The organism is Mycolicibacter terrae, assembly GCF_010727125.1.
Lineage (GTDB): Bacteria > Actinomycetota > Actinomycetes > Mycobacteriales > Mycobacteriaceae > Mycobacterium > Mycobacterium terrae.
Genome location: NZ_AP022564.1, coordinates 1,991,385 through 2,015,554, shown reverse-complemented (window position 1 = coordinate 2,015,554; position 24,170 = coordinate 1,991,385). Strand labels below are relative to the sequence as shown.

The following is a 24,170-nucleotide window of genomic DNA, read 5'->3' as shown; positions in this document are numbered from 1 at the left end:
CCACCGCCTCAGCGGCGGCTCACCCGTTCCAGGTACGCCATCGCCGCAGCCTGCGACTCGGAATCGTGCAGGGCCGTCACGAGGGCGTCGGCGTCGTTCCAGCTGCGCACGGTCGCCACCATTCCCTCGGCCACCGCGTTGACCTGACGCTTGGTGCCGCAGAGGGTGAGCGTGGATTTTCCGGCCAGCTGGTCGACCAGCCCATCGACCTCGGTGTCGAGGTCCGCCGCGGGCACCACCCGGTTGAGAAATCCGGCCGCCTTCGCCTCGGCGGCGTCGAACGACCGGCAGGTCATCACCAGCTCCTTGGTGAGCGACGGACCGATCTCACGCACCAGCCGCGGGATACCGCCCCAGGCCAGCGGGATGCCCAAGTCGACTTCGGGAATCGAGAACCGGGTGTCCTGCGCGGCCACCCGCAGGTCGCAGGCCGCGGCCAGCACCACCCCGCCGCCCACACAGTGACCGTGCAGTCGCACCACCGTCACCGCCCGCATGGCCTCGATGGCCTCGGCCATCCGCCGTCCGGCGTCGGCGGCTTCGCGCATCGCTGCCGCGCCGTCGGCGGCTGCCGCGAATGCGGCCAGATCCGCTCCGGCACAGAAGGACCGGCCGCTACCGGCGATGACGACGACCTTCACCGCCGGCCGCGCGTCGAACCAGCGGGCCGCCGACACCAACTCCTCCAGGGTCACGGTGCTCAGCGGGTTGAGCTTGTCGGGCCGGTTCAAGGTGATCGAGCCGCGCGCTCCCTCGGCCACCACCGTGAGGGTGGTCGCCTGCTGCGTTTCCATGGCCACGACGTTAGCGGCGGCGTGGCGGTGTTGGTCCGGTTTGCCCGCACGTGTCGGATCGCGCGTCGTCGCCTACGGTGAAGCCCATGCCGATTGCCGTCACCGAGTTCAGCCCCCTCGAGCAGACAGCGTTTCTCACCGCCTACGCTCGCGCCCTCGACAACCGCTCGCCCACCGCGATCCTCGGCGACGAGTTCTCCGACCGGGTCGTCGGCCAGATCGACTACGACTTCGCCGCGTTCCGGATCCCGGCCAGCGTGGTGCGGCAGACGGCACTGCGCGCCAAGATGCTCGACGAGCGGGTCCGCAGGTACGTCGCCGCCAACCCCGAGGCCGTCGTGGTGGATCTCGGCGCCGGGCTCAACGAGCCGCTGGCGCGGGTGCAGCCGCCGGCGAGCGTCGACTGGTACAGCATCGATCTGCCGCGCGTGGTCGCACTTCGCGACAAGCTGCTGCCGGCTCAGCGAGCAGAGCACGTCATCGCGGCCGATCTGACGTCCGGGGACTGGACGGCCGATATCCCGGTCGGCCGGCCCACCATGGTGATCGCCGACGGCCTGTTCGCCTTTCTGAGCGAACAGCAGGTCATCGAACTTCTGGGTCGCGTCATCGACCACTTCGGTACCGGCGAATTGGCGTTCAACGACTACGGCCGGGTCGGCGCGCTGAGCTCGCTGGCGATGAAGCTCGCGCCGCGGGGCATGTTCAGCGTGCTGCGCCACGTCTGGGCCAACCCCGGTTTCACCGATCCGCACACGCCCGAGCGCTGGGACCCCCGGCTGCGCCTGGTCGAGCAGGCCTGTCTGGCGCACGCCGCCGAAGTCGACTCGTTCCCCCCGGCGGCCCGGCGCATGACCCGGGTTGCCGGCCGCTTCAAGTCACTGGCCGGCAAGGCCCGGGTGCTGCGCTACAAGTTCTGAGGCGCCCGGCTACACACCGTCACAGACTGCGCCGAGGAAGTCGCACGGATCGAAGTCGAGGCTGGCGAACGGGTCCGCCGGGATAAGGTAGTCCGGCACCTCAGGGGTCCACGAATGGAACAGGCTGTTCCAAATCTGTTGTGGGGCTTCCTCGGCGAACTGGATGAGGCCCGCTGACGTGAAGTTGATCGGATCGGTCACCACGGTGTAGCTGGTGTCGCCGAGCGACATGACCCAGTAGTTCAGCTCGTGCGGTCCGACACCGTTGATCGTCAGGTTGGTGAAATCTCCGATGTTGATCTGGTAGATCGAAGACCCTGCCAGGTAAGCGAAATTGCCCAGGTCGCTCATGTTGAAGTCCTCGGGCAGGTCGGGGTTGGCCGTGAAGTCACCGAACTGGTAGGCCGAGGTGGAGAAAAACGAGTTCCAGTAGTCCTCGATCTTGATGGTGTAGCTGCCGACGTCGTCGCCGTTGTACTGGACCGAGTAGGGCTGGTCGCCCTTCCAGTCGGTGATGAACGGGCGGACACCCTCGTACTTCCAGCCGCCGTCCAGCGGGCTGCCCATTACCAGGCAGACCACCCCGTCACAGTTCTCCCAGGTACTCCCGTCGGTGAAGGGGTCCCCGGCGGCGTTCGCCACCGACATAGGCAGCACCAGTGCGGCGAACCCAGCAGCGGCGCCTACCCCCAGGAGGGTAAGAAGACGACGCGTTTTCCACATGACTGCCTCCGTTAAGCTTGTTGCTCTTGCGACCTCTGACGCTCAGGTGACCAAACGTTACGCTTGTGTTACCAAATTCACGCCAGAAGCTGATGGAATTTTATGTTAATGCTGAGTCCCCTACCGCGTTCAGCTTCGCCACCATACGCGGTGCTCCTACAGTCCCGCCAGCGCGCCGTACTCGCTGGGGTCGAAGTCCAACCCGGCCCACGGGTCAGCCGGGATGAGGTACTCGGGTACCGGGACATAACTGGAGTTATCGAGACTATTCCACAGAAAGGTCGGGGCCGCATCTCCGGCGTACTGGATGTAATCCTGCGACGCGCCGTCCATCGTCACCACGGTGTTCACGTAGTACGGCGTGGTGACGATCCAGTAGCTCGCACCGTTGGCCGCGTCGTTGATCGTCAGCTGGTTGACGGCTCCGTACGTGGTGCTGTAGATGGTGGTCCCGGTCAGGTCGTCGAAAGGGCCCGGGTCGGCGGTGTTGCCGGACGGTGTGTAATCGCCGTAGATGTACGTGGAGCTGGACATGAACGTCGACCAGTAGTCCTCCACGTTGATGTCGTAGCTACCCGCGTTGACCGAGGAGCCGTCGGCTCCGGTCACCTCGACGTTGTAAACCTGGTCGCCCTTCCAGTCGGTGAAGTACGGCCGGAAGCCGCTGTAGGTCCAGGTGCCGGGCTCGTAGTCACCCATGACCAGACACGTCGCCCCATCGCAGGTCTCGTAGGGGCCGGGGTCGGCGACGCCGGCGTTCGCGAGCGCCGCCGGCATGACGAACCCCGCGAACAGGGCCGCCGCCGCTCCCCCGAGCAGCGCTAATACGCGGTTTCGCACAGACATCACAGATAATCCCCTTCCCCCTGCACCACACAAGTTGTGTGGGAAGTTTCAGACGTTACACCGGTGATGCTGTGTTGTTATAGGGAACGGATCTAAACGTTATGTTGAGGTTGACCGATTCAGCTCACACCGGAACCGAAATGCGCCGGCGGCGGGTGGATACCGCAGGTACAGGCGTCGATGGACGGACAGGTGCACCGCATGCCCCACTCGATCACCGCCCGGGCGCGCGACAAGGAATCCAGCCGGGCGTCGATCTCGGCGAGCTTGGCCTGCGCCAGCGCCCGGCTCGCCGGACGCCCGGGCACGTCGTCGGCGAACAGCAGACCGATCTCCTCCAGGGCGAATCCGGCCGATTTGCACAGGCCGATGATCTCGAGCCGGGCCAGCACCGCGTCGTCGTAGCGCCGCTGACCACCAACTCGCGCCGGCGGCGTCACAAGGCCGACCTGCTCGTAGTAGCGCAGGGTTGTCGCGGCGACTCCACTGCGGCGGGCCACCTCGCCAATCGTCAATCGGTCGGACAATGATGCTCCCTGGTGCTTGACTTAGAGCCAACTCTAGGTTGTTCACTGGCACCATGCTCGTACAACGACTCGAAGAATTGCACCACGCCCGCTACGCGCTGCTGCGCTCCTTCCGCCGCGACGGCTCGGCCGTGGACACCCCGATCTGGTTCGCACTGGACGGCGACACCGTGGTGTTCCGGACCAAGATCGGCCCGAAGACCCGGCGACTGGCGCTACGCCCCGACGTCGAATTGGTCCCCTGCGACTACCGCGGCCGATGCCGTCCCGACGCCGCGCCGGTGGCCGGGCGCGCCACGATCCTGGGCGGCGACGAGGCCGAGGCCGCCAATCGCACCCTGCACCGGCGTTACGGCTGGCAGTGGAACGTGATTCCGATGATCCCGGTCCCCGGGGTCACCCACGTGCACCGGGAGCTGAGCGTCCGGGAGAAGTTGCGGCGCATCCGAACCCGCACCCTATGGCCGGACAGTGCGATCGTCCGGGTGGAACCACTAACCGCCTGATCGCCTCGCCGCTAACCGCCGAGGCACCCCGGCCCCAGCAGCGCCTTGAGATCGCCCATCAGTGCCGAGGACGGCGTCACCCGCAGCGACGGGTCCAGTTCCAGCACGGTGATCCGCTCCCCGCTGATCAGCCGCAGCTGCACCTGGGCCGTGCCGGGATGGCGGGTCAGCACCTGCTTGAGTGCGGTGACCTTGTCGATGGTGCACTGCCGGGTCGGCAGACTGACCGCCAGCGGCCGGTCCGCGGCATTGCCGGAGAAGTCGGGCACCACCAGCTCGTTGGCGATCAGCGAGATCCGGTCGTCGCGGATGGCGACCTTGGCGTTGACCAGCACGACTGCGTCGTCGACGACCTCGGCGCCGTAGGCGGAATAGGTGTGCGGGAAGAACATCACTTCGATACCTCCGGTGAGGTCCTCCAATTGCGCTGACGCCCAGGGCATTCCATTCTTGTTCACCCGGCGGTTCACCGATGCCAGGATGCCGCCCACCCGCACCTGGGTGTCGTTGGCGATGTCGCCCTCCAGAATCGCCGGAATCTGGGTGTCGACCTGGGTGGCCAGCAGGTGCGCGATGCCGTTGAGCGGATGCCCGGAGACGTAGAGTCCGAGCATCTCCCGCTCCAGGGCGAGTTTGTGCTTGTCCACCCACTCCTCGTCGGGCACCCGGATCCCGAAAACCGCGTCGGCTCCGGCGCTCTCGCCGTCCCCCCCGCCGAACAGATCGAACTGACCCACTGCCTGCGCCTTCTTGGTGCCCAGCACCGAGTCGACGGCGTCGGTATGCACCAGGAACAGGCCCTTGCGGGGATGGCCCAACGAATCGAAGGCGCCGGCCTTGATCAGCGATTCGGTGACCTTCTTGTTGCAGGCGGCGATATCGATCTTGTTGAGGTAGTCGGAGAAATCGGTGAAGCGGCCCTTGTGCGTTCGGGTGGCGATCAGCGACCCGACCACGTTGGCGCCGACGTTGCGCACCGCGCCCAGCCCGTAGCGGATGTCCTTGCCCACCGAGGCGAAGTTCAGTTCGGATTCGTTGACGTCCGGTGGCAGCACCGTGATACCCAGACGGCGGCAGTCCGCCAGATAGATCGCGGCCTTGTCCTTGTCGTCCCCGACCGAAGTCAACAGGCCCGCCATGTATTCGGCCGGGTAGTTGGCCTTCAGGTAGGCGGTCCAGTAGGACACCAGGCCGTAGCCGGCCGCGTGCGACTTGTTGAACGCATACCCCGCGAACGGAAGGATGGTGTCCCACAGCGCCTTCACCGCACGCTCGGAGAACCCGTTGGCCGTCATCCCTTCGTAGAAGCCCTTGTACTCGGCCTCCAGGACCTCAAGTTTCTTCTTGCCCATGGCCTTACGCAGCGCATCGGCCTTGCCCATGGTGTAGGAGGCCACCTTCTGCGCAATGAACATGATCTGCTCTTGGTAGACGATCAGGCCGTGGGTTTCGGACAAGATGTCGCGCAGCGGTTCTTCGAGTTCGGGGTGGATGGGCTTGATCGGCTGGCGGTTGTTCTTCCGGTCGGCGTAGTCGTTGTGGGCGTTCATGCCCATCGGGCCCGGCCGGTACAGCGCCAGCACCGCGACGATGTCGTTGAACTCGGTGGGCTGCATGCGGCGCAACAGGTCACGCATCGGGCCGCCGTCGAGCTGGAACACCCCGAGGGTGTCGCCGCGACCCAGTAGCTCATAGGTCGCCGGATCATCCATCGGCAGGGAATCGAGGTCGAGGTCCACTCCCCGGTTGGCCTTGATGTTCTCCAGGCAGTCACCGATGATCGTCAGGTTGCGCAGGCCCAAAAAGTCCATCTTCAGCAGGCCGAGTTCTTCGCACGACGGGTAGTCCCAGCCGGTGATGATGGCGCCGTCCTGCGGCCGTTTCCATAGCGGGATCGCGTCGATCAGAGGCTCGGAGCTCATGATCACCGCACACGCGTGCACGCCGGCGTTGCGGACCAGGCCTTCCAGGCCGCGCGCGGTCTCGTAGATGGTGCGCACGTCGGGGTCGGTGTCGATCAGGGTGCGGACCTCGGCCGCCTCCTTGTACCGCTCGTGGGCCGGGTCGGTGATGCCCGACAGGGGGATGTCCTTGGCCATGATCGGCGGCGGCAGCGCCTTGGTGATCCGGTCGGCGATCGCATAACCCGGCTGCCCGTAATGCACACGTGCCGAATCCTTCAGCGCCGCTTTGGTTTTAATGGTGCCGAAGGTGATCACCTGGGCGACCCGGTCACTGCCCCATCGCTCGGCGGCATAGCGCACCATCTCACCGCGGCGGCGGTCGTCGAAGTCGATGTCGATGTCGGGGGCCGACGGCCGCTCCGGGTTGAGGAAGCGTTCGAACAGCAGCCCGTGCGGAATCGGGTCGATGTTGGTGATGCCCAGCGCGTAGGCCACCAACGACCCGGCCGCCGAACCCCGTCCCGGACCCACCCGGATGTTGATCGAGCGCGCGTAGCTGATCAGGTCCGCGACGATGAGGAAGTACGACGGGAATCCCTTGCCGCAGATGACATCGATCTCAAAGGCGGCGCGATCGGTGTACTCCTGCGGCACCCCGGCGGGAAAACGCCGCTCCAGCCCGGCCCGCACCTCATGGCGCAGCCAGGACCCCTGGTCGTGGCCGTCGGGAACCGGGAACACCGGCATCCGGTCGCGCGGGGTCCAGATGTCGGCGTAGGACTGCACCCGCTCGGCGATCAGCAGGGTGGAATCGCAGGCTTCGGGGATGGTGTCGTCCCACAACGCCCGCATCTCGGCGGCCGACTTGAGGTAGTAGCCGTCCCCGTCGAACTTGAACCGGGTCGGATCCGACAGCGTCTTGCCGGTCTGGATACACAACAGCGCCTCGTGGTTCTGCGAGGCATCGCGGGTGACGTAATGGCAGTCATTGGTGGCCAGCGCGGGGATGCCGAGCTTGCGGCCGACATCGAGCAACCCGTCGCGTACCCGGCGCTCGATGGACAGGCCGTGATCCATCAGTTCCAGGAAATAGTTCTCGGCGCCGAAGATCTCCCGCCATTTCGCGGCCGACTCCAGCGCCTCGCGATCCTGGCCCAGCCGCAGCCGGGTCTGCACCTCCCCCGACGGGCAACCGGTGGTGGCGATGATCCCCTCGGCGTACTCGGCGATCAGTTCGGCGTCCATCCGCGACCACTTGCCCAGCTGGCCCTCGAAGGAGGCCAGTGAGGACAGCTTGAACAGGTTGCGCAACCCGGTGGCGTTCTCGGCGACCATGGTCAGGTGGGTGTAGGAACCACTGCCGGACACGTCGTCGCTCTTCTGACCGGGATCGCCCCAGTGGACCCGGCGGGTGTCAAAACGCGAACCCGGGGCGATATAGGCCTCCACCCCGATGATCGGCTTGATGCCTGCTTTGGTCGCGGCGTTGTAGAACTCACTGGCGCCGAACATGTTTCCGTGGTCGGTCATCCCGATCGCGGTCATCTCCAGCCGTTGCGCCTCGGCCAGCATGGGGCCGATCTTCGCCGCACCGTCCAGCATCGAGTACTCGGTGTGGTTATGCAGGTGTACGAACGAAGATCCCATAGGACCGCCAGTCTATGGCCGGCCACCGACGGCGCTCGGCGTGTCGGCGGGTGTGTCTCACACGCGGGCGTTTCTCCGGACAGCGGCCGCCGCCGTGCACTACGTTGAGGTGCGCCTGAAGCGGAGGAGACACATACATGAGCGTGTACCGGGTGATCGACATCATCGGGACCAGCCCGTCGTCCTGGGAGAACGCCGCGGCCGAGGCGGTGCACCGGGCCAAACAGACCATCGACGACATCCGCGTCGCCCAGGTCGTCGAGCAGGACCTCACCCTCGACGACAAGGGCGGGATCATCTACCGCACCAAGCTGCGGATCTCCTTCAAGATCCGGCCGCCGAAGTCGGCCAGCGACTCCTAACGGCACCGATGCCGCGAAGCTTCGACGAGCTGGTTGCCGAGGCCACCGCCGCGCCGGTCGACGGCTGGGAGTTCTCCTGGCTGGACGGCCGGGCCAGCGAACAGCGCACGTCCTGGGGCTACCAGCGTCAGCTGGCCCGCCGGCTGTCGGGCGTCTCCGCGGCCGTCGACCTGCACACCGGTGGCGGAGAAGTGCTGGCGGGTATCGAGCAGTTCGGTAGGTTCCCGCCCACCATGGCCGCCACCGAGTCATGGCCCCCGAATGCCGCACGCGCCACCGAGCTGCTTCACCCACGTGGCGTGGTGGTGGTTGCCGTGCCGGACCGGCCGCCGCTGCCGTTCGGTGACGACGCATTCGATCTGGTCAGCAGCCGGCACCCGTTGGCGACGTGGTGGGACGAGATCGCCCGGGTGCTGCGGCCCGGCGGTCACTACTTCGCCCAGCAGATCGGGCCCGCGACGATGCTCGAGTTGACCGAGTTCTTCCTCGGGCCGATGCCGGGCAAAGGCGCCCAGTACGAGCCGGAGGCGGTGCGGGCCGAGGCGACGGCCGCCGGCATGGAGATCGTCGATCTGCGCCTCGAGCGGCTGCGGGCGGAGTTCTTCGACGTGGGCGCGGTCGTCTACTTCCTGCGCAAGGTGATCTGGACCGTGCCGGACTTCGTTGTCGACGATCACCGTGACCGGCTCCGGGAGATGCACGAACTCATCGAGGCGCAAGGCCCGTTCGTCGCACACGCCACCCGGGTACTGGTCGAGGCTCGCAAGCCCTGAGTCAGCGCTGCAGAACGTCCAGGGCGTGCTGCAGATCGGCCGGGTATTCGCTGGTGATCTCGATGCGCCGCCCGTCGCCGGGGTGGGCGAAGGCCAGCGAGCGGGCATGCAACCACTGTCGTTCCAGGCCGAGCTTCTTCGACAGCGTCGGGTCGGCGCCGTAGGTGAGGTCGCCGCAGCAGGGATGGCGCAGGGCGGCGAAGTGCACCCGGATCTGGTGGGTGCGACCGGTTTCCAGGTGAACGTCGAGCAGGCTGGCGGCGACGAACGCCTCCACCGTGTCGTAGTGGGTGATGCTGTGCCGGCCGTCGGCGGTGACCGTGAACTTCCAGTCGCGGCCGTGGTGCCGGCCGATCGGTGCGTCGATGGTGCCGCTGGAGGGATCCGGATGTCCCTGCACCAGCGCGTGGTAACGCTTGTCGACGGTGCGTGCCTTGAAGGCGCGTTTGAGGGCGGTGTAGGCGCGCTCGGAGATCGCCACCACCATCACCCCCGACGTGCCGACATCGAGGCGGTGCACGATGCCTTGGCGTTCGGGCACCCCGGACGTGGTGATGCGGTAGCCGGCCGCGGCCAGCCCGCCCAGCACGGTGGGTCCGGTCCAGCCCACCGACGCGTGGGCGGCCACCCCGGCGGGCTTGTCGACGGCGACGATGTCTTCGTCGGAGTACAGGATCGTCATGCCCTCGACCTCGGCAGGGGTGTTCTCCAGCGGGGCCGGGGCCTCGGGCAGCCGCACCTGCAACCATGCGCCGGCGACCAGCCGGTCGGATTTGCCCGCGGGTGCCCCGTCCAGTTCGACCTCGCCGTTCTCGGCCAGGGTGGCGGCGACGGTCCGGGACAGGCCCAGCAGACGGGCCAGCCCGGCGTCGACGCGCATGCCGGCCAGACCCTCTGGCACCGGCATGGACCGTTCGGTCACGACCCCATCAGGTCTGGTCGCCGGGGCGACGTCGGCCCACGGTGTCGAAGTCGAAGCCGAAAACCGACAGCCCGACCAGCAGGATCGCACCGCCCACCACCGCGGGATCGGCCACGTTGAACACCGGCCACCAACCGATGGAGAGGAAGTCGACGACGTGGCCCTGCAGATGGCCGGGGGCCCGGAAGAACCGGTCCACCAGGTTGCCCAGCGCCCCGCCGAGGATCATGCCCAACCCGACCGCCCACCACGGCGACACCAGGCGGCGCGACATCCAGATGATGCCGAGCACCACCGAGCTGGCGATCAGCGTCAGCACCCAGGTATAGCTGGTGGCCATCGAGAACGCGGCCCCAGAGTTGCGCACCAGGGTCCAGGTGACGGTGTCGCCGATGATCGCCACGGGCTGGCCGGGGGTCAGCATCTTCACCGCGAGCACCTTGGTGACGACGTCGACGATCAGCACAACCGCGGCCACCGACAGCAGCAGGCCCAGCCGCCGCCGCGGCGCCGCCGCCGGCTCCGGCGCCGGATCGGCGGCCTGCTCGGTCGAGTCGGTTGTCTCGTCGGTCACGCCCCCATCATCCCTTAACCCGCGTGCGGCATGATCGCGGCATGGTGTCCAAGCGCCTCACCGTCATCACCACCGGCGGGACCATCTCCTGCAGCACCCAGGGCGACGGGGCGTTGCGGCCGGCCCGCAGCGGTTCGGATCTGCTCGCAGATACCGGCGCCGCCGACGTCACCGTGGTGGACCTGATGGCGCGGGACAGCTCGGAGCTGGGTCCGGCCGACTGGGCTGCGCTCCTCTCCGCGGTCAACGCCGCCGTGGACGGCGGAGCCGACGGGGTGGTCGTCACCCACGGCACCGACACCTGCGAAGAGGGCGCGCTGTGGCTGGAACTCGGTTACTCCCGCGACGCGCCGGTCGTGCTGACCGGCGCCCAGCGCGGCGCGGACGCCGCCGATGCCGACGGGCCCGGCAACCTGCGCGACGCCCTGATCCTGGCCGCGGACCCGGCGGCGCGCGGACTGGGGGTGCTGATGTGCTTCGCCGGCCGGGTGCTGGCACCGCTGGGACTGCAGAAGGCGACCATCACCGGCCTGACCGGCTTCACCGGTTCGCTGCTGGGAACCGTCGCCGACGGCCGGGTCGCTCTGACCGGCGACAAGACCCGGCCCTACCTCGGTGCGCCGGCCACCGTGCCACGGGTCGATGTGGTCGCGCTGTACGCCGGTGCGGACACGGTCGCCCTGGACGCCTGTGCGGCCGCCGGGGCGCGCGGGGTGGTGTTGGCCGGGCTCGGGTCGGGCAATGCCCCGGCGGCGGTGATCGGGAGCGTGCGCCGGCACTGTCGGGCCGGACTCGTCGTCGCGGTGTCCAGCCGGGTTCCGGACGGGCGGGTCGGCGCGGACTACGGCCCCGGCCGGGCCCTGGTGGACGCGGGCGCGGTGATGGTGCCGCGACTGCGGCCGCCACAGGCACGGATCCTGCTGATGGCGGCGCTCGCGGCCGGGCAGCCGGTGTCCGACGTCATCGGCCGGTGGGGCTGATCTGCGACTCGTCCTGGGCTGCCACCGAGCCGGCGTAATCCGGCCAGTCCAGGCTCTCGACCGGGTCGGCGCGGGTGATCTCCGGCTCATCGATCGGAAACGTCCGCACCTGGCCGGGTCCCGAACTGCGCGTCTCGAATCGCACCGTCACCACCCCGTGGCCGGCTCCCTGCACCCAGCCGTGCCCGAGCCCGGGGTGGGTGACGTCGTCGCCGACCCGCCACGGTGCGGTGGCCGGTGGTGCAATGGTCTCTGCTGCAGGTGTTTCGGGGGAATCCGATGCGGCGGGCTCCGGGAAGGCCAGATCCGGGAACAGTGACTCCTGACGGACATCGGTCAACCCGGAATACCCCACCCCGAGCAGCCGGATCGGTCCGACCTCCTGCGGGTCGAGCAGCAGCCGGCCGGCCGCTGACATCAGCGCGGCGGCATCGGTGGTCGCGTAGGGCAGGGTCGCCGAGCGGGTCAGCACACTCATGTCGGCCTTCTTGAGCTTCACCGTCACCGTGCGGGCGCCCCGGCCGTCGCGCAACAGCCGGCGATAGGCGTGTTCCCCGATCGGGCCGACCTCGGCGCGCAGCTGCTCCAGGGTGGTCAGGTCGGTGGCGAAGGTGGATTCGGCACTGATCTGTTTGGCCTCGGCACGCTCGGCGACCGGACGGTCATCGATCCCGCAGGCCAAGCGGTGCAGGGCGGGGCCGATGGTAGCGCCCAGAATGTCGGCGACCTCGGCGTCGGTCAGCGCGGCGAACTGCCCGATGGTGGTGATGCCCAGCCGGTGCAGCTTCTCCTCGGCGACCGGACCGATCCCCCACAGCCGGCGCACCGGCAGGCCGGCGAGCAGCAGCCGTTCCTCGAAGCGGCTGACCACCCGCACGCCGTCGGGTTTCGCCAGATCGGAGGCGATCTTGGCGATCTGCTTGCCCGAACCGGCCCCCACCGAGGCCACCAGACCGGTTTCGTCGCGCACCCGGCGCCGCAACTGCTCACAGAACCGCTGCACGTCCTCGCCGCTCGCCCCGGCCAGCTCGGCCGGTTCGCCGAACGCCTCGTCGAAGGAGAGCTGCTCGACCACCGGGATCACCGCACGCACGGTCTGGAATACCCGGCGGCTGGCCAACCCGTAGACCGCGCCGCGCGGTGGCAGCACCACCGCCGCGGCGCCCACCAGCCGACGCGCCTGGTGCATCGGCATCGCCGAGTGCGCCCCGAAAACCCGCGCCTCGTAGCTGGCGCCGGCCACCACGCCGCGGCCTCCCAGCCCACCGACCAGTACCGGCCGTCCGCGCAGCGTCGGGCGGGTCAGCTGCTCGACGGAGGCGAAGAATGCATCCATGTCCAGGTGCAGGACCCACCGCGCGTCCACAGTGGTCGATCCTATTGCGCTGCGAGTGCGGCGCAGCCGACCGCCGCGGGACTAGCGTGAGTTTGCATGGCGATGAATCTTGTTCACCGGCTGTGTTGTAGTTCGCAGTACTGGGCGCGCAGTGTCGAGCAGAAGCTGCTGCCGTGGGCGCTTGCCGGCGTGGACCTCGGGGACGACACCCTGGAGATCGGCCCGGGCTACGGCGCCAACATGCGCTGCCTGGTGGATATGACGCCGCAGTTGACCGCGGTCGAGATCGACCCGCCGATGACCGAGCGGCTGCAGGAGAAATACGGCGCCCGGGCGCACATCATCAACGGCGACGGCACCGACACCGGTCTGCCCGCCGACAGGTTCAGTTCGGTGGTGTGCTTCACCATGCTGCATCACGTTCCGACACCTGCATTACAGGATCGGCTGTTCGACGAGGCGTTTCGGGTGCTCAAGCCCGGTGGGGTATTCGCCGGCAGTGACGGCGTGCATTCGACGACGTTCCGCCTCCTGCACATTCGCGACACCTACAACCCGGTTTCGCCCGAGTCGCTTCCGGACCGGTTGCAGCACAGCGGGTTCGGCGAAATCGAGGTTTCGACCGCCGGCGGTCGCCAACGCTGGCGAGCCGTCAAGCACTGAGCAGGAGACTATTTGGCCGACTTGGCCGGCGCGAGTTGCTGCGGGCAATAGGTCTTGGCGGCGATCGCCGCGAACTGGGCCGCGCCGTTGATGGTCAGGGCGGGATTGGCCTCACGCAGGTCGGTCAGCAGTTCGAGGCCGGTTTCGCCGTTGGCGGCCAGTCCGCAGACCGCCTGGCCGGCCGCCACGGCCTGCGCCGGGTCATTGAAGGTGATGCCCACCTGGTGCAGCGATGTGATGAAGTCGGTCGGGTCGACGGCATTCGCCTCGACGACGCCGGGGTCGGCATGCGTGGGCACGGCGACAACGATCGCCGCCATCGCGAGCAGCGGGGCGAACAACACTTTCATGCGGTCCTCCTGTGGTGCGGAAAAGCCGACCGGCGGTGTCGGGTCAGCCGAGGGCGGATTGCGGGCCGGCGGGTATCGCCTCGTCCTCCGCGCAGACATGCACGGCATGTATACCCGGCTTCAGTGACAGCTTTGCCACCAGGTCGTCGAGCCCGGCCTCATCGACGTTCCAATGCTGCACCACGTCCGGCGTCTGTTGCAGCTGGGCGATGACCTGATCGAGTTTGACCGGCGCGTCGCGGTTCTTGGCGTTGGCCGCGACGACCCGAACGCCCGGTGTGGCCACCCGGGTGGCGGGACCGCCCAGCGCACCGCCGGTCAAGCTGCCCAGTGCCGCCGGGCTGAGCAGGCCCCCGAGCTGCGCCGCCGGAGCCGCCGCCATCGCGGTGTTCGGCAGGGCGACCGAGGCCAGCTTGATCGCCGGCGCGGCGGTGGCCCAGCTGGGGGGCACCGACAAGGCTCCCACCGTCGAGGCGCTGCCGGCACTGGCCGCGGCGGCGGTGGCCAGACCCCGGACCGGGCCGGCTGCCAGCCCGGAGCTCATCAGGCCGCCGCCCAGCGCGGACTTGGGGATCGCCACCGGGCTCGGGAGTTTGTGGAAGAGCCGGATCTGGGTCATGCCCAGGTTGGTGGTGCCGCCCACCGCGTTGGTCCAGGTGGCCTCCGACCCGACCGAGGACTGGAAGTTCCAGAACGACTCGTACAGCCCCGCCATGTCCGCATCCCCTGCCCCGTCGGCGGATTGCGACGGGCCCGTGGCGATGGCCTGCGCCAGCTTGGCAAGCGTCGACTGCGCGGTGGAGTTCGCCGAAGCCTGCGTCGCCCCGGCGGTGGCGGCGGCCTGGCCGGCCGCACCGTTGTCGGCGGTGGTCCGCGGCGGTGCCGTGAACGCTGTCAGCTCGGTGGCGGCCTGGGAGGCCGTCGCATAGCCGACCATCGCCGCGACGTCTTGCGCCCACATCTGTGCGTACTGGGCTTCGGTGGTGGCGATGGCGGCACTGTTCTGCCCGAGTATGTTGCCGGCCACCAGCGATGCGAGCTGGCTGCGGTTGGCGGCGATCACCGGCGGGGGAACGATACCGGCGAAAGCGGATTCGTAGGCGCTGGCGGCGGCCCTGGCCTGGCCGGCGGTCTCCTCGGCCTGAGCGGCCGTCGTCGACAGCCACGTGACGTACGGGGCGGCGGCTGCCGCCATGGACGCCGCCGCCGGGCCCTGCCACCCACCGCTCAGCCCCGAGAGCACCGCGGCATAGGACGACGCGGCGCCGTGCAGTTCGGTGGCCAGCCCGGACCAGGCCGAGGCCGCGCCCAGCAGGGGCGCAGCACCCGGACCCGAATAGATCAGGCCGGAGATGATCTCCGGCGGCTGTGCCGCGAAGCTCTGAAAAACCATGTGCCGCGACTCCTTCGGCTACTTCTGGATCGGCGGGATGACGATGATGGTGGCGGTGGTGGCGATGTCGGGGCCCGCCGCGACCGCATTGGTGACCTGCGTGACGGCGCCGATGGTGCGGTTGGAGGCAGCACTCACGGCGTGACCGACCGGTGCGCTGAGAGCCCGGCCCGCCAGACTCGACGCCGCCATCTGCCCGAACATGGCGTTCTCGCCGTTCACGGCCATCGCGGGGGCCGCGTCAAGCACCGCCTTCGGCAACACCGACGCGATGGTCTGCACGCTGGGAGCGGCCGCGGGTGCGGCCGAGGCCCAGCTCGTCGGCACCGACAACGACCCGACCATGCCCGCGCGGCCGATCGCCGCCGTCGCCCCCGGCACGCCCGCCGGGTTCAGCGCCGACCCGCCGCTCAGCAGTTCGCTGGCCAGCAGCGGCGACAACGCCCCGGTGATGGGCTTCGGGGTGAAGAACGACCCCAGGCTTTGCGCACCGTTGTTCATGCTCACCAGGCTCGAGCTGACCTGCCACCAGTTCTTGAACAGCCGCAGGATCCCCAGCGGCGAGTAGGGACCGTCGACGACCTTGATGAAGTTGGTGATGGCGTCCATGCCGTTCTGCAGGCCCGATGTCGCCTGGGTGGCCGCTGCGGTCAGCGAGGTCGGGTTCGTGGTCAGAGTCTGCAGGGTGCTCGGCACCTGCGCCATCAGCTGGGACAGCGCCGACTGCACGTTGGAGCTGCCCGCGGACTGCGTGGCGTTGGCCACCGCCGCCATCTGATCGCCCTGCCCGCTGGGGTCGGTGGTCGCCGGTGGCGCGGTGAAGGGGGTCAGCTGGGTGGCGGCCGCCGAGGAGCCGGCGTAGGCGTACATCGCGGCCGCGTCCTGCGCCCACATCTGCGCGTACTGGGCCTCGGTGGCCGCGATCGCCGGAGTGTTCTGCCCCAAGAAATTGGTGGCGACCAGTGACAGCAGCAGGGTCCGGTTGGCCGCGACCACCGGCGGAGGAACGGTGGCGCCGAAGGCCAGCTCGTAGGCGCCCGCCGCCGCTCTGGCCTGAAGCGCCGCCTGCTCCGCCTGCGCCGCCGTGGCCCTCATCCACTGTTCATACGGGGCCGCCGCGGCCGCCATCGCGGCCGAGGACGGCCCGTGCCAGGCCGAACTGGCCAGGTCGGCGACCACCGAGCCGTAACCCGCGGCGGTGGAGTGCAGTTCATTGGCCAGCGCATCCCAGGCCGCCGCAGCGGCAAGCATGGGAGCCGACCCCGGACCAGAATAGATTCTGGCGGAGTTGATTTCCGGCGGCAGTGCCCCGAAATCCATAGCCCTCCTTCGCTCCCGATCTCTGACGCGCCCCCCGAGCCGCGTCACCACTGAGCAACGTCGCCTGCAGCCACCGGCAACCGATCAGCCACGGTCAGCGGCCGATTGCGATCAGGGTGATGTGATCTGAAGGTTAGCCAGCGGCGGGCCTGTCCCCGGGCGGGCCGGACCGGGGTTCGCGACCGCTCGCGCCGCGGTTTCGGCGCGCTCTTTCCGGCCGGCCAAGGCCCGCCCAGCCCGCCCCCTTCAGCACCTTGACCAGCGCGAAGACCATCTTTCGGCCGCCGCCGGTCCGACCGCCGGCCGCAGCGGGCCGCCCGGTGGTGCCGAAAAGAATCTGGCTGCGAGAAACTCGCGTCGCCACCGCCCCGGTGTGCTGATCAGGCCTTGGTGATCGAGACCCGCACACCGTCGCCGATCTCGGCGGCGTCGGCACCCGGGTCGCCGAACTCGAAGCCGGTGGCGAGGATCTCGCCGGCGATCAGATCACGATGGCTCTGCGCCCACCCCAGCCGCCGCTCGGGGACCGACATCACCACGCTGATCCGGTCGGAGACTTCCAGGCCGGTGTTCTTGCGCAGTTCCTGCAGTTCCCGGATGCGGTCCTTGGCCCAGCCCTCGGCTTCGAGTTCCTCGGTCACGGTGCCGTCCAGCACCACCAGTCCGGCCCCGTCGGGCAGCGCCACGGTGAACTCCGGATCGGCAGCCACCAGCTTCGAGGTGTATTCGCCCTCGCGCAGCAGCACCGGGCCGGCACTCAGGGTCCCGTCCGGGTTGACCACGCCCTCCCCGGCCTTGACTGCCTTGATCGCGGCCTGCACGTCTTTGCCCAGCCGCGGGCCGGCCACCTTGGCGTTGACGGCCAGTTCGAAGCGGCCGTAGCGGTCGATATCCTCGGTCAGCTCGACGGCCTTGACGTTGAGCTCGTCGGCGATCAGTGCGGTGAACGGCGCCAGCCGCTGCGGGCCGTCGACGGCTACGGTGAGCCCGGGCAGCGGCAGCCTGACCCGCAGCTGGTGCGATTTGCGCAGCGAGGACGCGGCCGAGCACACCTCGCGGACCTGGTCCATCGCGGCGACCAACTCGGGATCGGCGGGCAGGCTGCCGGACTCGGGCCAGTCGGTCAGGTGCACCGAGCGCTCGCCGGTGACGCCGCGCCAGATCACCTCGGTGGTCAGCGGCAGCAGCGGTGCGGCCAGCCGGCAGGTCACCTCGAGCACGGTGTGCAGGGTGTCGATGGCGTCGGGATCCTCGTCCCAGAACCGCTGCCGGGAGCGCCGGACATACCAGTTGGTCAGCGCCTCGGTGAAGCCCCGCAGCTCCTCACACGCCCCGGAGATGTCGCAGCTGTCCAGCGCAGCGGTCAGATCGTCGCGCAGCGTGGCAAGTTTGGCCAGGATGTAGCGGTCGAGCACGTGCGCCGAATCGGTGCGCCACACCCCGGGTTTCGGCGCGTAGAGCGCCAGGAAGCTGTAGGCGTTGGACAGCGGCAGCATCACCTGTCGCACACCCTCGCGGATACCCGGTTCGGTGACGATCAGGTTGCCGCCCCGCAGGATCGGCGAGGCCATCAGGAACCAGCGCATGGCGTCGGAGCCGTCGCGGTCGAACACCTCGTTCACGTCGGGGTAATTGCGCAGCGACTTGCTCATCTTCTGCCCGTCGGAACCCAACACGATGCCGTGCGCCACACAGGTTTTGAAGGCCGGCCGGTCGAACAGCGCGGTGGCCAGCACATGCATCATGTAGAACCAGCCGCGGGTCTGGCCGATGTACTCGACGATGAAGTCGCCGGGGTAATGGGTTTGAAACCAGTCGGAGTTCTCGAACGGGTAGTGCACCTGCGCGTACGGCATCGACCCGGAGTCGAACCACACGTCGAGCACGTCGGAAATGCGCCGCATCGTCGAACGGCCGGTCGGATCGTCGGGGTTGGGCCGGGTCAACTCATCGATGTAGGGCCGGTGCAGATTGTCCGGGCGCACCCCGAAATCGCGCTCCAGCTCATCGAGGCTGCCGTACACGTCGATCCGCGGGTAAGCCGGGTCGTCGGAGCGCCAGACCGGAATCGGCGTGCCCCAGTACCGGTTTCGCGAGATCGACCAGTCGCGCGCGCCGCGCAGCCAGTTCCCGAAGATGCCGTCCTTGACATGCTCGGGATACCAGGTGATCTGCTCGTTGAGCTCGACCATGCGGTCCCGGAACTCGGTGACGCGGACGAACCACGACGAAACCGCCTTGTAGATCAGCGGGTTACGGCACCGCCAGCAGTGCGGGTACGGGTGCTCGTAGGTCTCGTGACGTAACAGCACCGGGTGATTGACGGCGGCCGGTCCGGTACCGTTCTTCAGGTCGGCGATGATCGCCTTGTTCGCGTCGAAGACGTGCTGCCCGGCATAGTCGCCGACGCTGGAATCGAAGCGCCCCTTGGCATCCACCGGGGTGACCGGGGTGATCCCGGCGGGGTCGGTGGTGTTCTTGTCGTCCTCGCCGTAGGCCGGCGCCAAGTGCACCAGCCCGGTGCCGTCCTCGATCGACACGAAGTCGGCGGCCAACACCCGGAAGGCACCTTCCGAGTCCATGAAGTAGGGGAACGGCGGCAGGTACCGCAGCCCGACCAGCTCCGAGCCGCGATAGCTGCCCAACACCTGTGGCTCTTGGCCGTCTTCGAAGCCGAACTCGCGCGCGTAGGCGCCCAGCCGGGCTTCGGCGAGCAGGAACCGGCGCTCCCCCACCGCGACCTGCACATAGGTGACCTCCGGGTTGACCGCGACGGCCAGGTTGGCGGGCAGCGTCCACGGCGTGGTGGTCCACACCAACAGGTGCGCGCCGGCCAGATCGCCGGCCGGGCCGGCGTCGGTGACCTGGAATCCGACGGTCAGCGCCGGGTCCTGGCGGCTCTGGTAGACGTCGTCGTCCATCCGCAGTTCGTGGTTGGACAGCGGTGTCTCGTCCCGCCAGCAGTACGGCAGCACCCGGTAGCCCTCGTAGGCCAGTCCCTTGTCCCACAACTGCTTGAAGGCCCACAGCACCGATTCCATGAACGGCAGGTCGAGGGTCTTGTAGTCGTTGTCGAAGTCGACCCAGCGGGCCTGTCGCGTGACGTAGGCCTGCCATTCGTCGGTGTAGCGCAGCACCGATTCCCGGCAGGCCTGGTTGAACGCGGCGATACCCATCGCGTCGATCTGCGATTTGTCGGTGATGCCGAGCTGGCGTTCCACCTCGAGTTCGGCGGGAAGGCCGTGGGTGTCCCAGCCGAACCGGCGCTCCACCTTGTAGCCGCGCATGGTGCGGTACCGCGGCACGATGTCCTTGACGTAGCCGGTGAGCAAGTGCCCGTAATGGGGCAGCCCGTTGGCGAACGGCGGGCCGTCGTAGAACACGTACTCTTCGGCGCCGTCGCGACGGGCGATGCTGGCCCGGAAGGTGTCGTCGGCCGCCCAGTACTCAAGGACCTCGGCCTCGGCCGCCGGGAAGTCGGGGGCACCTGCGGCCGGCTTCGGATAGCTGCGTTCGCTCACTTCTGTGTCGTCTCCCACGGCGCACCCGGCTCGGGGACGACGCCGCGCGGGTTGCGCGAGCACCGCGGTACCACCCCGGTTGCCGCGCTGCCGGCGCGACCGCTCAACAAGGCTGTGACGGGCCGACCCGTTCGGTTCTACTGAGGCCCGTCGCGGTGGGGCCGAGGCCTGTTCTTCCGAAGGCTCCCCGGTGATGGCCGGATCATTGCCGATGAGCCGATTGTACGGCGGGCCACCGATTCGCCGGACGCGGGTTCAACCCGCCGGGCAGGCCCGGACATGCCGGCCCGGAAACCCGGCCCTTCCGCCTCGACGTGCTACCCCGGCGCCGTCGGGCTCCTACACTTTTTCTCCGTGGGATTCAGCGCGTCATACGCCCGCGATGTGGTGCTGCCCCTGGCACAGTCGGCCTACACCGTGATGTCTGGTGCTGCGCCGACGCTGCCACCCGGATTCACCCAAACCGCACTGATCCAATCCGATCCCGCCCACCTGTCCGCGCTGCCCGATCAGCACCCGGCGAAGGCGATGGCCAAGAACACCACCATTTTCGGGCTGATGGGGCACGACACCGCGTCCGGTACCGCCTTCGTGTCGTTTCGCGGCAGCGCCGATGTGGCCGACTGGATCGCCGACTTCGACTTCGTGCCGGCGGTCTATGCACCCGTCAGCGGGTTCGGCCAGGTGCACGCCGGGTTCCAGGACGTCTACGCCTGCGTCCGTCAGAGCGTCATCGCCAATCTGCCCGCGGCGGCCGAAGGCTGCGAGACCATCCTGATCACCGGGCACAGCCTCGGCGCAGCGCTGGCGGTTCTGGCCGCACCGGACATCGCCCGCACCGTGCTCGACGGGTCACCGCCGCGCGCCATCGAGCCGCGGGTGACGACATTCGGCGGCCCGCGGACGGGACTGCCCGACTTCGCCGCCGCGTTCAATGCGGCGATCGAATGCTGCTATCGGGTGGTGAATTTCCTCGACATCGTGCCGCTGGTTCCGCCGTCGCCGTATGTGCACGTGGGCGCCGAGATCGCTGTGGACAGCGGCGGAGCCATCGACGTCGGCTGGCGGCACAGCCTGGCCGGCTATCACGCCGGGCTCTCGGCGTTGATGGCGGCGCAGCAATGAGCCGGGCCTCGCGAGCGGTGATCGCCACCGCACTGGTCGCGGTCGGCCCGGCGGCGCCGCCGGCTTCCGCGGCGCCCGCGGTGCGCTTGGCCGGGTTGGGCGGGTTGGGCGAGGGCTCGGCATTGATCATGGGTGGCAGCGGCAATCCGCTGCCGGCGCCCACCTATGTCGAGGCCGCGGACATCCTCTACCTGCAACCGCTCGGGTTCACCGGCACACCGCAAGCCCTGTTCACCCCGGAAGGCTTCTACCCGACGACCGGGGTCAAGAGCCTGCCGGCGTTCGTCTCGGAAACCCAGGGCGCGCAGATACTCAGTGAGACGGTCAGCCGCCTGGTCGGCGGCGGCGGCGTGGACGCGACGAATCCGGTGGTGGTTTTCGGTTATTCGCAAAGCTCCGCCCTGGCCTCGCTGGCAATGAACACCCTCGCCGAACGAGGGGTGCCGGCCGAGGACGTTCACTTCGTACTGGTCGGCGACACCGCCGCCCCCAACGGCGGGCTGCTGGAACGCTTCGATTTCCCGCTCGGGTCGAACCCGTCCATCCCGAGCCTGGGCATCACGTTCGGCCACCCCACCCCGGACCTCTACCCCACCGACGTCTACACCCTGGAATACGACGGTTTCGCCGACTTCCCCCAGTACACTCTCAACCCGTTCGCCCTTCTCAACGCCCTGGCGGGTCTGGTTCTCGAGCACTTCACCTACCTGGGTCTCGAGCCCGACCAGATCGCCGGCGCCATACCCCTGCAGACCGACGCCGACTCGCTGACCCACTACTACATGATTCCGCAGGATCATCTGCCGCTGCTGGATCTGGTGCGCTTCCTGCCGTTCATCGGCAATCCGCTGGCCGATCTGGTGGAACCGGACCTGAAGATCTTGGTGAACCTGGGCTACGGCAGCATCACCGAGGGCTGGAGCCAGGGTCCCGCGGACGTGCCAACGCCGTTCGGGCTCTTCCCCCCGGATGTGGACTGGGCCGAGGTCTTGCACGCATTGGCAAGGGGAATCCCGCAAGGCATCATCGCCGCCGGCATGGACCTGCTCGATCCGAAGAACTACGACGTGTTCGCGACCATCGCCGAGAATCCGGTGACCGGTCCGCTGCTGCGGGCGGCGTATGCCGTCGGTGATCTGACCGTCAACCCGGCCACCTTCCTCGACGACCCGAACGCGGCGAGCTTCACCGAGGTGCTCAACGCCTTGGATCTCGGCGGATCGGACACCGCTTCGGACCCGTTCGCCCAGCTGCTTCCGCTGGCCGACGTGTTCACCGCATTGACCGTCACGCTGCCGGCCTACGACGTGGCGGTGTTCCTCGATCAACTCGAAGCCGGCAACCTCATCGAGGCGATCGGTCTGCCGATTGCGGCCAACATGGCGCTGATCCCGATCGCGATCGGGCTCGGCCTGGGCGTCGGCCTCTAGCGCGCCTCCAGGCACTCCCAGCAGTCGGGCATCAGCCCGGTCTCGATGAAGTCGGTCAGCTCCTCAGCCTGATCCGGATCCAGCCCGGTGTCGGCCGCGCGGTAGATGACCTGCTCCTCTTTGGAGTTGTGCACGGCGAGCTGGTCGAGCAGCAACCGGCAGATCGCTCCCATTCGCTCGGTGTCGCCGCCGGCCACCAGTCCGGCCAACGCGTCCATGGTGCGCCAGATCTCGCCGTGCTCGGTCATCATCACCGCGATCGGCATCGCCATACCCGCGTGCCGGATCGGCGGGAACAGGATCCGTTCCTCGAGGTAGATGTGTCGGCGCAGCCCGTCCAGAGCGGCATTCAGCGCGTCGACGTCCACCCGTCCGCCGATCAGCCCGGACAGAACTCCCTCGAGGCGGGCGTCGAGCTCTTGATGTTCACGTTCCAGCGCCGCCGACGGGGATGTGTCTGGCTTATCCACGGACACAGTCGTTCTCCAATCCCACTCACACCGCGGCTTTCGCGCAGACCCAGCCGTCGGGCATCCGACCGACTTCGATGAACTCGGCCAGTTCGGCGGCCTGCTCCGCCGCCAGGCCGGTGTCGGCGGCCGGGTAGATCACCGGCTCCTCCACCTTGTTGTGGTCGGCCAAAAGTGCCGAAAGCCGTTGGCAGGCTTCCCGTAACGGATCGAGTTCGGCTGGATCGGCCGGCGCGGCGATCAGGTCGTCGAGTGCGTCCATGGTGCGCCAGATCTCGCCGTGACCGCGGACCATCCCGAACACCGACATCATCTGGGCGCCCTTGCTGATCGGCGGGAACAGCAGCTGTTCCTCCAGGTAGATGTGGCGGCGCAGCGCTGCCAGCGTCTCGCGGAGGGCGTCGGCGTCCACACTGCCGGCCTCCAGCTTGTCCACAAAAGCACCGATTCCGGCGTCGATCACCTGGTGCTCGCGTTCCAGTGCGGCCGAGAGCTTTACGGCGGACATGATGTTGGGCACTCCCCTCAGACCAGCGCGGCGTCGAGGCTGATCTCGGCGCCGGCGAACAGCCGCGACACCGGGCAGAGCGCGGCGGCGGCACTGACGACCTGGGCGAAGTCGGCGGCGGCCAGACCCGCCACCTTCGCACGAACGGTCAGCTTGGACGTGGTGATGGTGGGCAGTCCGTCGACCTCGTCCAGGGTGACCGTCGAGGTGACGTCGAGCTGCTGCGGGGGTGTGTTGTTCTCGCCGAGTTTCAGCGACAACGCCATCGCGAAACACGAGGAGTGCGCGGCGGCGGCAAGCTCTTCCGGGCTGGTCTTTCCGCCGGGTTGTTCGGTGCGGGCGGCCCAGGTCACCGGCAGCCCGTCGAGGGCCCCACTGCTGCCGTGACCCAAGGTGCCCGCCCCGGTTGCCAGCGGACCGTCCCAGGTGGTCTGCACGGTCCGATCCGCGATACTCATCTCCGCCTCCTCTACCGCCGCGAGGCCGGCAAAGGCCGAGCCGGCGCCCCACGCCAGTATTTTTTACAATCAGGACTTGTCTAAATGCTAGTCCATCGGGCGGCGTGCTGACCAGAGC

Annotated in this window: 23 protein-coding genes; 8 read left to right on the top strand and 15 right to left on the bottom strand. The window is 68.4% G+C overall.

Annotated elements, in window-relative coordinates:
* Positions 1–8: 8 nt before the first annotated feature.
* A complete protein-coding gene (locus G6N23_RS09730; protein WP_085259269.1) occupies positions 9–794 on the bottom strand; it encodes an enoyl-CoA hydratase/isomerase family protein in 786 nt (261 codons plus the stop codon).
* An 86-nt stretch (positions 795–880) separates the two neighbouring features.
* On the opposite strand from G6N23_RS09730, the gene G6N23_RS09725 reads away from it, so the two are divergent.
* Positions 881–1,714, top strand: a complete 834-nt coding sequence (locus tag G6N23_RS09725) for a class I SAM-dependent methyltransferase (protein WP_085259268.1) — start codon at positions 881–883, stop codon at positions 1,712–1,714.
* Between the two features lie 9 nt (positions 1,715–1,723).
* On the opposite strand, the gene G6N23_RS09720 is transcribed toward G6N23_RS09725, so the two are convergent.
* The 3 genes from G6N23_RS09720 to G6N23_RS09710 all read right to left on the bottom strand — a co-directional run bounded on the left by G6N23_RS09720 (position 1,724) and on the right by G6N23_RS09710 (position 3,810).
* Positions 1,724–2,362 carry a hypothetical protein gene (locus tag G6N23_RS09720; RefSeq protein ID WP_085259267.1) on the bottom strand — a complete coding sequence of 213 codons (639 nt, stop codon included), beginning with the start codon at positions 2,360–2,362 and terminating at the stop codon, positions 1,724–1,726.
* 231 nt (positions 2,363–2,593) lie between these two features.
* Positions 2,594–3,286, bottom strand: a complete 693-nt coding sequence (locus G6N23_RS09715; RefSeq protein ID WP_133055445.1) for a hypothetical protein — start codon at positions 3,284–3,286, stop codon at positions 2,594–2,596.
* Between the two features lie 116 nt (positions 3,287–3,402).
* A complete protein-coding gene (locus G6N23_RS09710) occupies positions 3,403–3,810 on the bottom strand; it encodes a helix-turn-helix domain-containing protein (protein ID WP_085259265.1) in 408 nt (135 codons plus the stop codon).
* Between the two features lie 53 nt (positions 3,811–3,863).
* Here G6N23_RS09710 and G6N23_RS09705 point away from each other — a divergent pair, with 53 nt between their 5' ends.
* Entirely contained in the window at positions 3,864–4,316 is a 453-nt protein-coding gene (locus G6N23_RS09705; RefSeq protein ID WP_085259264.1) for a PPOX class F420-dependent oxidoreductase, read from the top strand.
* 11 nt (positions 4,317–4,327) lie between these two features.
* On the opposite strand, the gene dnaE is transcribed toward G6N23_RS09705, so the two are convergent.
* The gene (dnaE, locus tag G6N23_RS09700) at positions 4,328–7,867 is read right to left on the bottom strand and encodes a DNA polymerase III subunit alpha (RefSeq protein ID WP_085259263.1); all 3,540 of its coding nucleotides are present in this window, start codon (positions 7,865–7,867) and stop codon (positions 4,328–4,330) included.
* Positions 7,868–8,004: 137 nt separating this feature from the next.
* On the opposite strand from dnaE, the gene G6N23_RS09695 reads away from it, so the two are divergent.
* Entirely contained in the window at positions 8,005–8,229 is a 225-nt protein-coding gene (locus G6N23_RS09695; RefSeq protein WP_085259262.1) for a dodecin family protein, read from the top strand.
* An 8-nt stretch (positions 8,230–8,237) separates the two neighbouring features.
* Positions 8,238–9,002: a methyltransferase domain-containing protein gene (locus G6N23_RS09690; protein WP_085259261.1), complete on the top strand. Its 765-nt coding sequence runs from the start codon at positions 8,238–8,240 to the stop codon at positions 9,000–9,002.
* Position 9,003: 1 nt separating this feature from the next.
* Here G6N23_RS09690 and G6N23_RS09685 read toward each other — a convergent pair whose 3' ends face one another.
* Entirely contained in the window at positions 9,004–9,924 is a 921-nt protein-coding gene (locus tag G6N23_RS09685) for an RluA family pseudouridine synthase (RefSeq protein WP_085259260.1), read from the bottom strand.
* A 7-nt stretch (positions 9,925–9,931) separates the two neighbouring features.
* Entirely contained in the window at positions 9,932–10,498 is a 567-nt protein-coding gene (gene lspA, locus G6N23_RS09680; protein ID WP_085259259.1) for a signal peptidase II, read from the bottom strand.
* A gap of 41 nt (positions 10,499–10,539) precedes the next feature.
* Here lspA and G6N23_RS09675 point away from each other — a divergent pair, with 41 nt between their 5' ends.
* A complete protein-coding gene (locus tag G6N23_RS09675; RefSeq protein WP_095174190.1) occupies positions 10,540–11,478 on the top strand; it encodes an asparaginase in 939 nt (312 codons plus the stop codon).
* On the opposite strand, the gene G6N23_RS09670 is transcribed toward G6N23_RS09675, so the two are convergent.
* Positions 11,459–12,844, bottom strand: a complete 1,386-nt coding sequence (locus G6N23_RS09670; protein ID WP_085259257.1) for a DNA polymerase IV — start codon at positions 12,842–12,844, stop codon at positions 11,459–11,461. The genes G6N23_RS09675 and G6N23_RS09670 overlap by 20 nt on opposite strands.
* Before the next feature lie 66 nt (positions 12,845–12,910).
* Between G6N23_RS09670 and G6N23_RS09665 the strand changes: the two genes are divergently transcribed.
* Positions 12,911–13,477, top strand: coding sequence for a class I SAM-dependent methyltransferase (locus G6N23_RS09665; RefSeq protein WP_085259256.1), 567 nt, complete (start codon positions 12,911–12,913; stop codon positions 13,475–13,477).
* 8 nt (positions 13,478–13,485) lie between these two features.
* On the opposite strand, the gene G6N23_RS09660 is transcribed toward G6N23_RS09665, so the two are convergent.
* The 4 genes from G6N23_RS09660 to ileS form a co-directional block, all read right to left on the bottom strand.
* Positions 13,486–13,827 carry a DUF732 domain-containing protein gene (locus tag G6N23_RS09660; RefSeq protein ID WP_085259255.1) on the bottom strand — a complete coding sequence of 114 codons (342 nt, stop codon included), beginning with the start codon at positions 13,825–13,827 and terminating at the stop codon, positions 13,486–13,488.
* A gap of 43 nt (positions 13,828–13,870) precedes the next feature.
* Complete coding sequence (locus tag G6N23_RS09655; RefSeq protein WP_085259254.1) at positions 13,871–15,220, bottom strand: PPE family protein; 1,350 nt, start codon at positions 15,218–15,220, stop codon at positions 13,871–13,873.
* An 18-nt stretch (positions 15,221–15,238) separates the two neighbouring features.
* Positions 15,239–16,540 (bottom strand): PPE family protein, encoded by a 1,302-nt coding sequence (locus G6N23_RS09650; RefSeq protein ID WP_085259253.1) that lies wholly within the window; start codon positions 16,538–16,540, stop codon positions 15,239–15,241.
* 380 nt (positions 16,541–16,920) lie between these two features.
* Complete coding sequence (ileS, locus tag G6N23_RS09645; protein WP_085259475.1) at positions 16,921–20,061, bottom strand: isoleucine--tRNA ligase; 3,141 nt, start codon at positions 20,059–20,061, stop codon at positions 16,921–16,923.
* Positions 20,062–20,415: 354 nt separating this feature from the next.
* Between ileS and G6N23_RS09640 the strand changes: the two genes are divergently transcribed.
* Together G6N23_RS09640 and G6N23_RS09635 are read left to right on the top strand one after the other, a co-directional pair.
* Entirely contained in the window at positions 20,416–21,186 is a 771-nt protein-coding gene (locus G6N23_RS09640; protein ID WP_085259252.1) for a lipase family protein, read from the top strand.
* On the top strand, positions 21,183–22,616 hold the full coding sequence (locus G6N23_RS09635) for a PE-PPE domain-containing protein (protein ID WP_085259251.1): 1,434 nt from the start codon (positions 21,183–21,185) through the stop codon (positions 22,614–22,616). The genes G6N23_RS09640 and G6N23_RS09635 overlap by 4 nt, the downstream gene beginning before the upstream one ends.
* On the opposite strand, the gene G6N23_RS09630 is transcribed toward G6N23_RS09635, so the two are convergent.
* From G6N23_RS09630 to G6N23_RS09620, 3 genes are read right to left on the bottom strand one after another with little or no spacing between them, the layout of a single operon-like run.
* Positions 22,613–23,086, bottom strand: a complete 474-nt coding sequence (locus G6N23_RS09630) for a hemerythrin domain-containing protein (protein WP_085259474.1) — start codon at positions 23,084–23,086, stop codon at positions 22,613–22,615. The genes G6N23_RS09635 and G6N23_RS09630 overlap by 4 nt on opposite strands.
* Positions 23,087–23,111: 25 nt before the next feature.
* A complete protein-coding gene (locus G6N23_RS09625) occupies positions 23,112–23,594 on the bottom strand; it encodes a hemerythrin domain-containing protein (protein ID WP_085259473.1) in 483 nt (160 codons plus the stop codon).
* Between the two features lie 17 nt (positions 23,595–23,611).
* Positions 23,612–24,052, bottom strand: a complete 441-nt coding sequence (locus tag G6N23_RS09620) for an OsmC family peroxiredoxin (protein WP_085259250.1) — start codon at positions 24,050–24,052, stop codon at positions 23,612–23,614.
* Positions 24,053–24,170 lie beyond the last annotated feature (118 nt).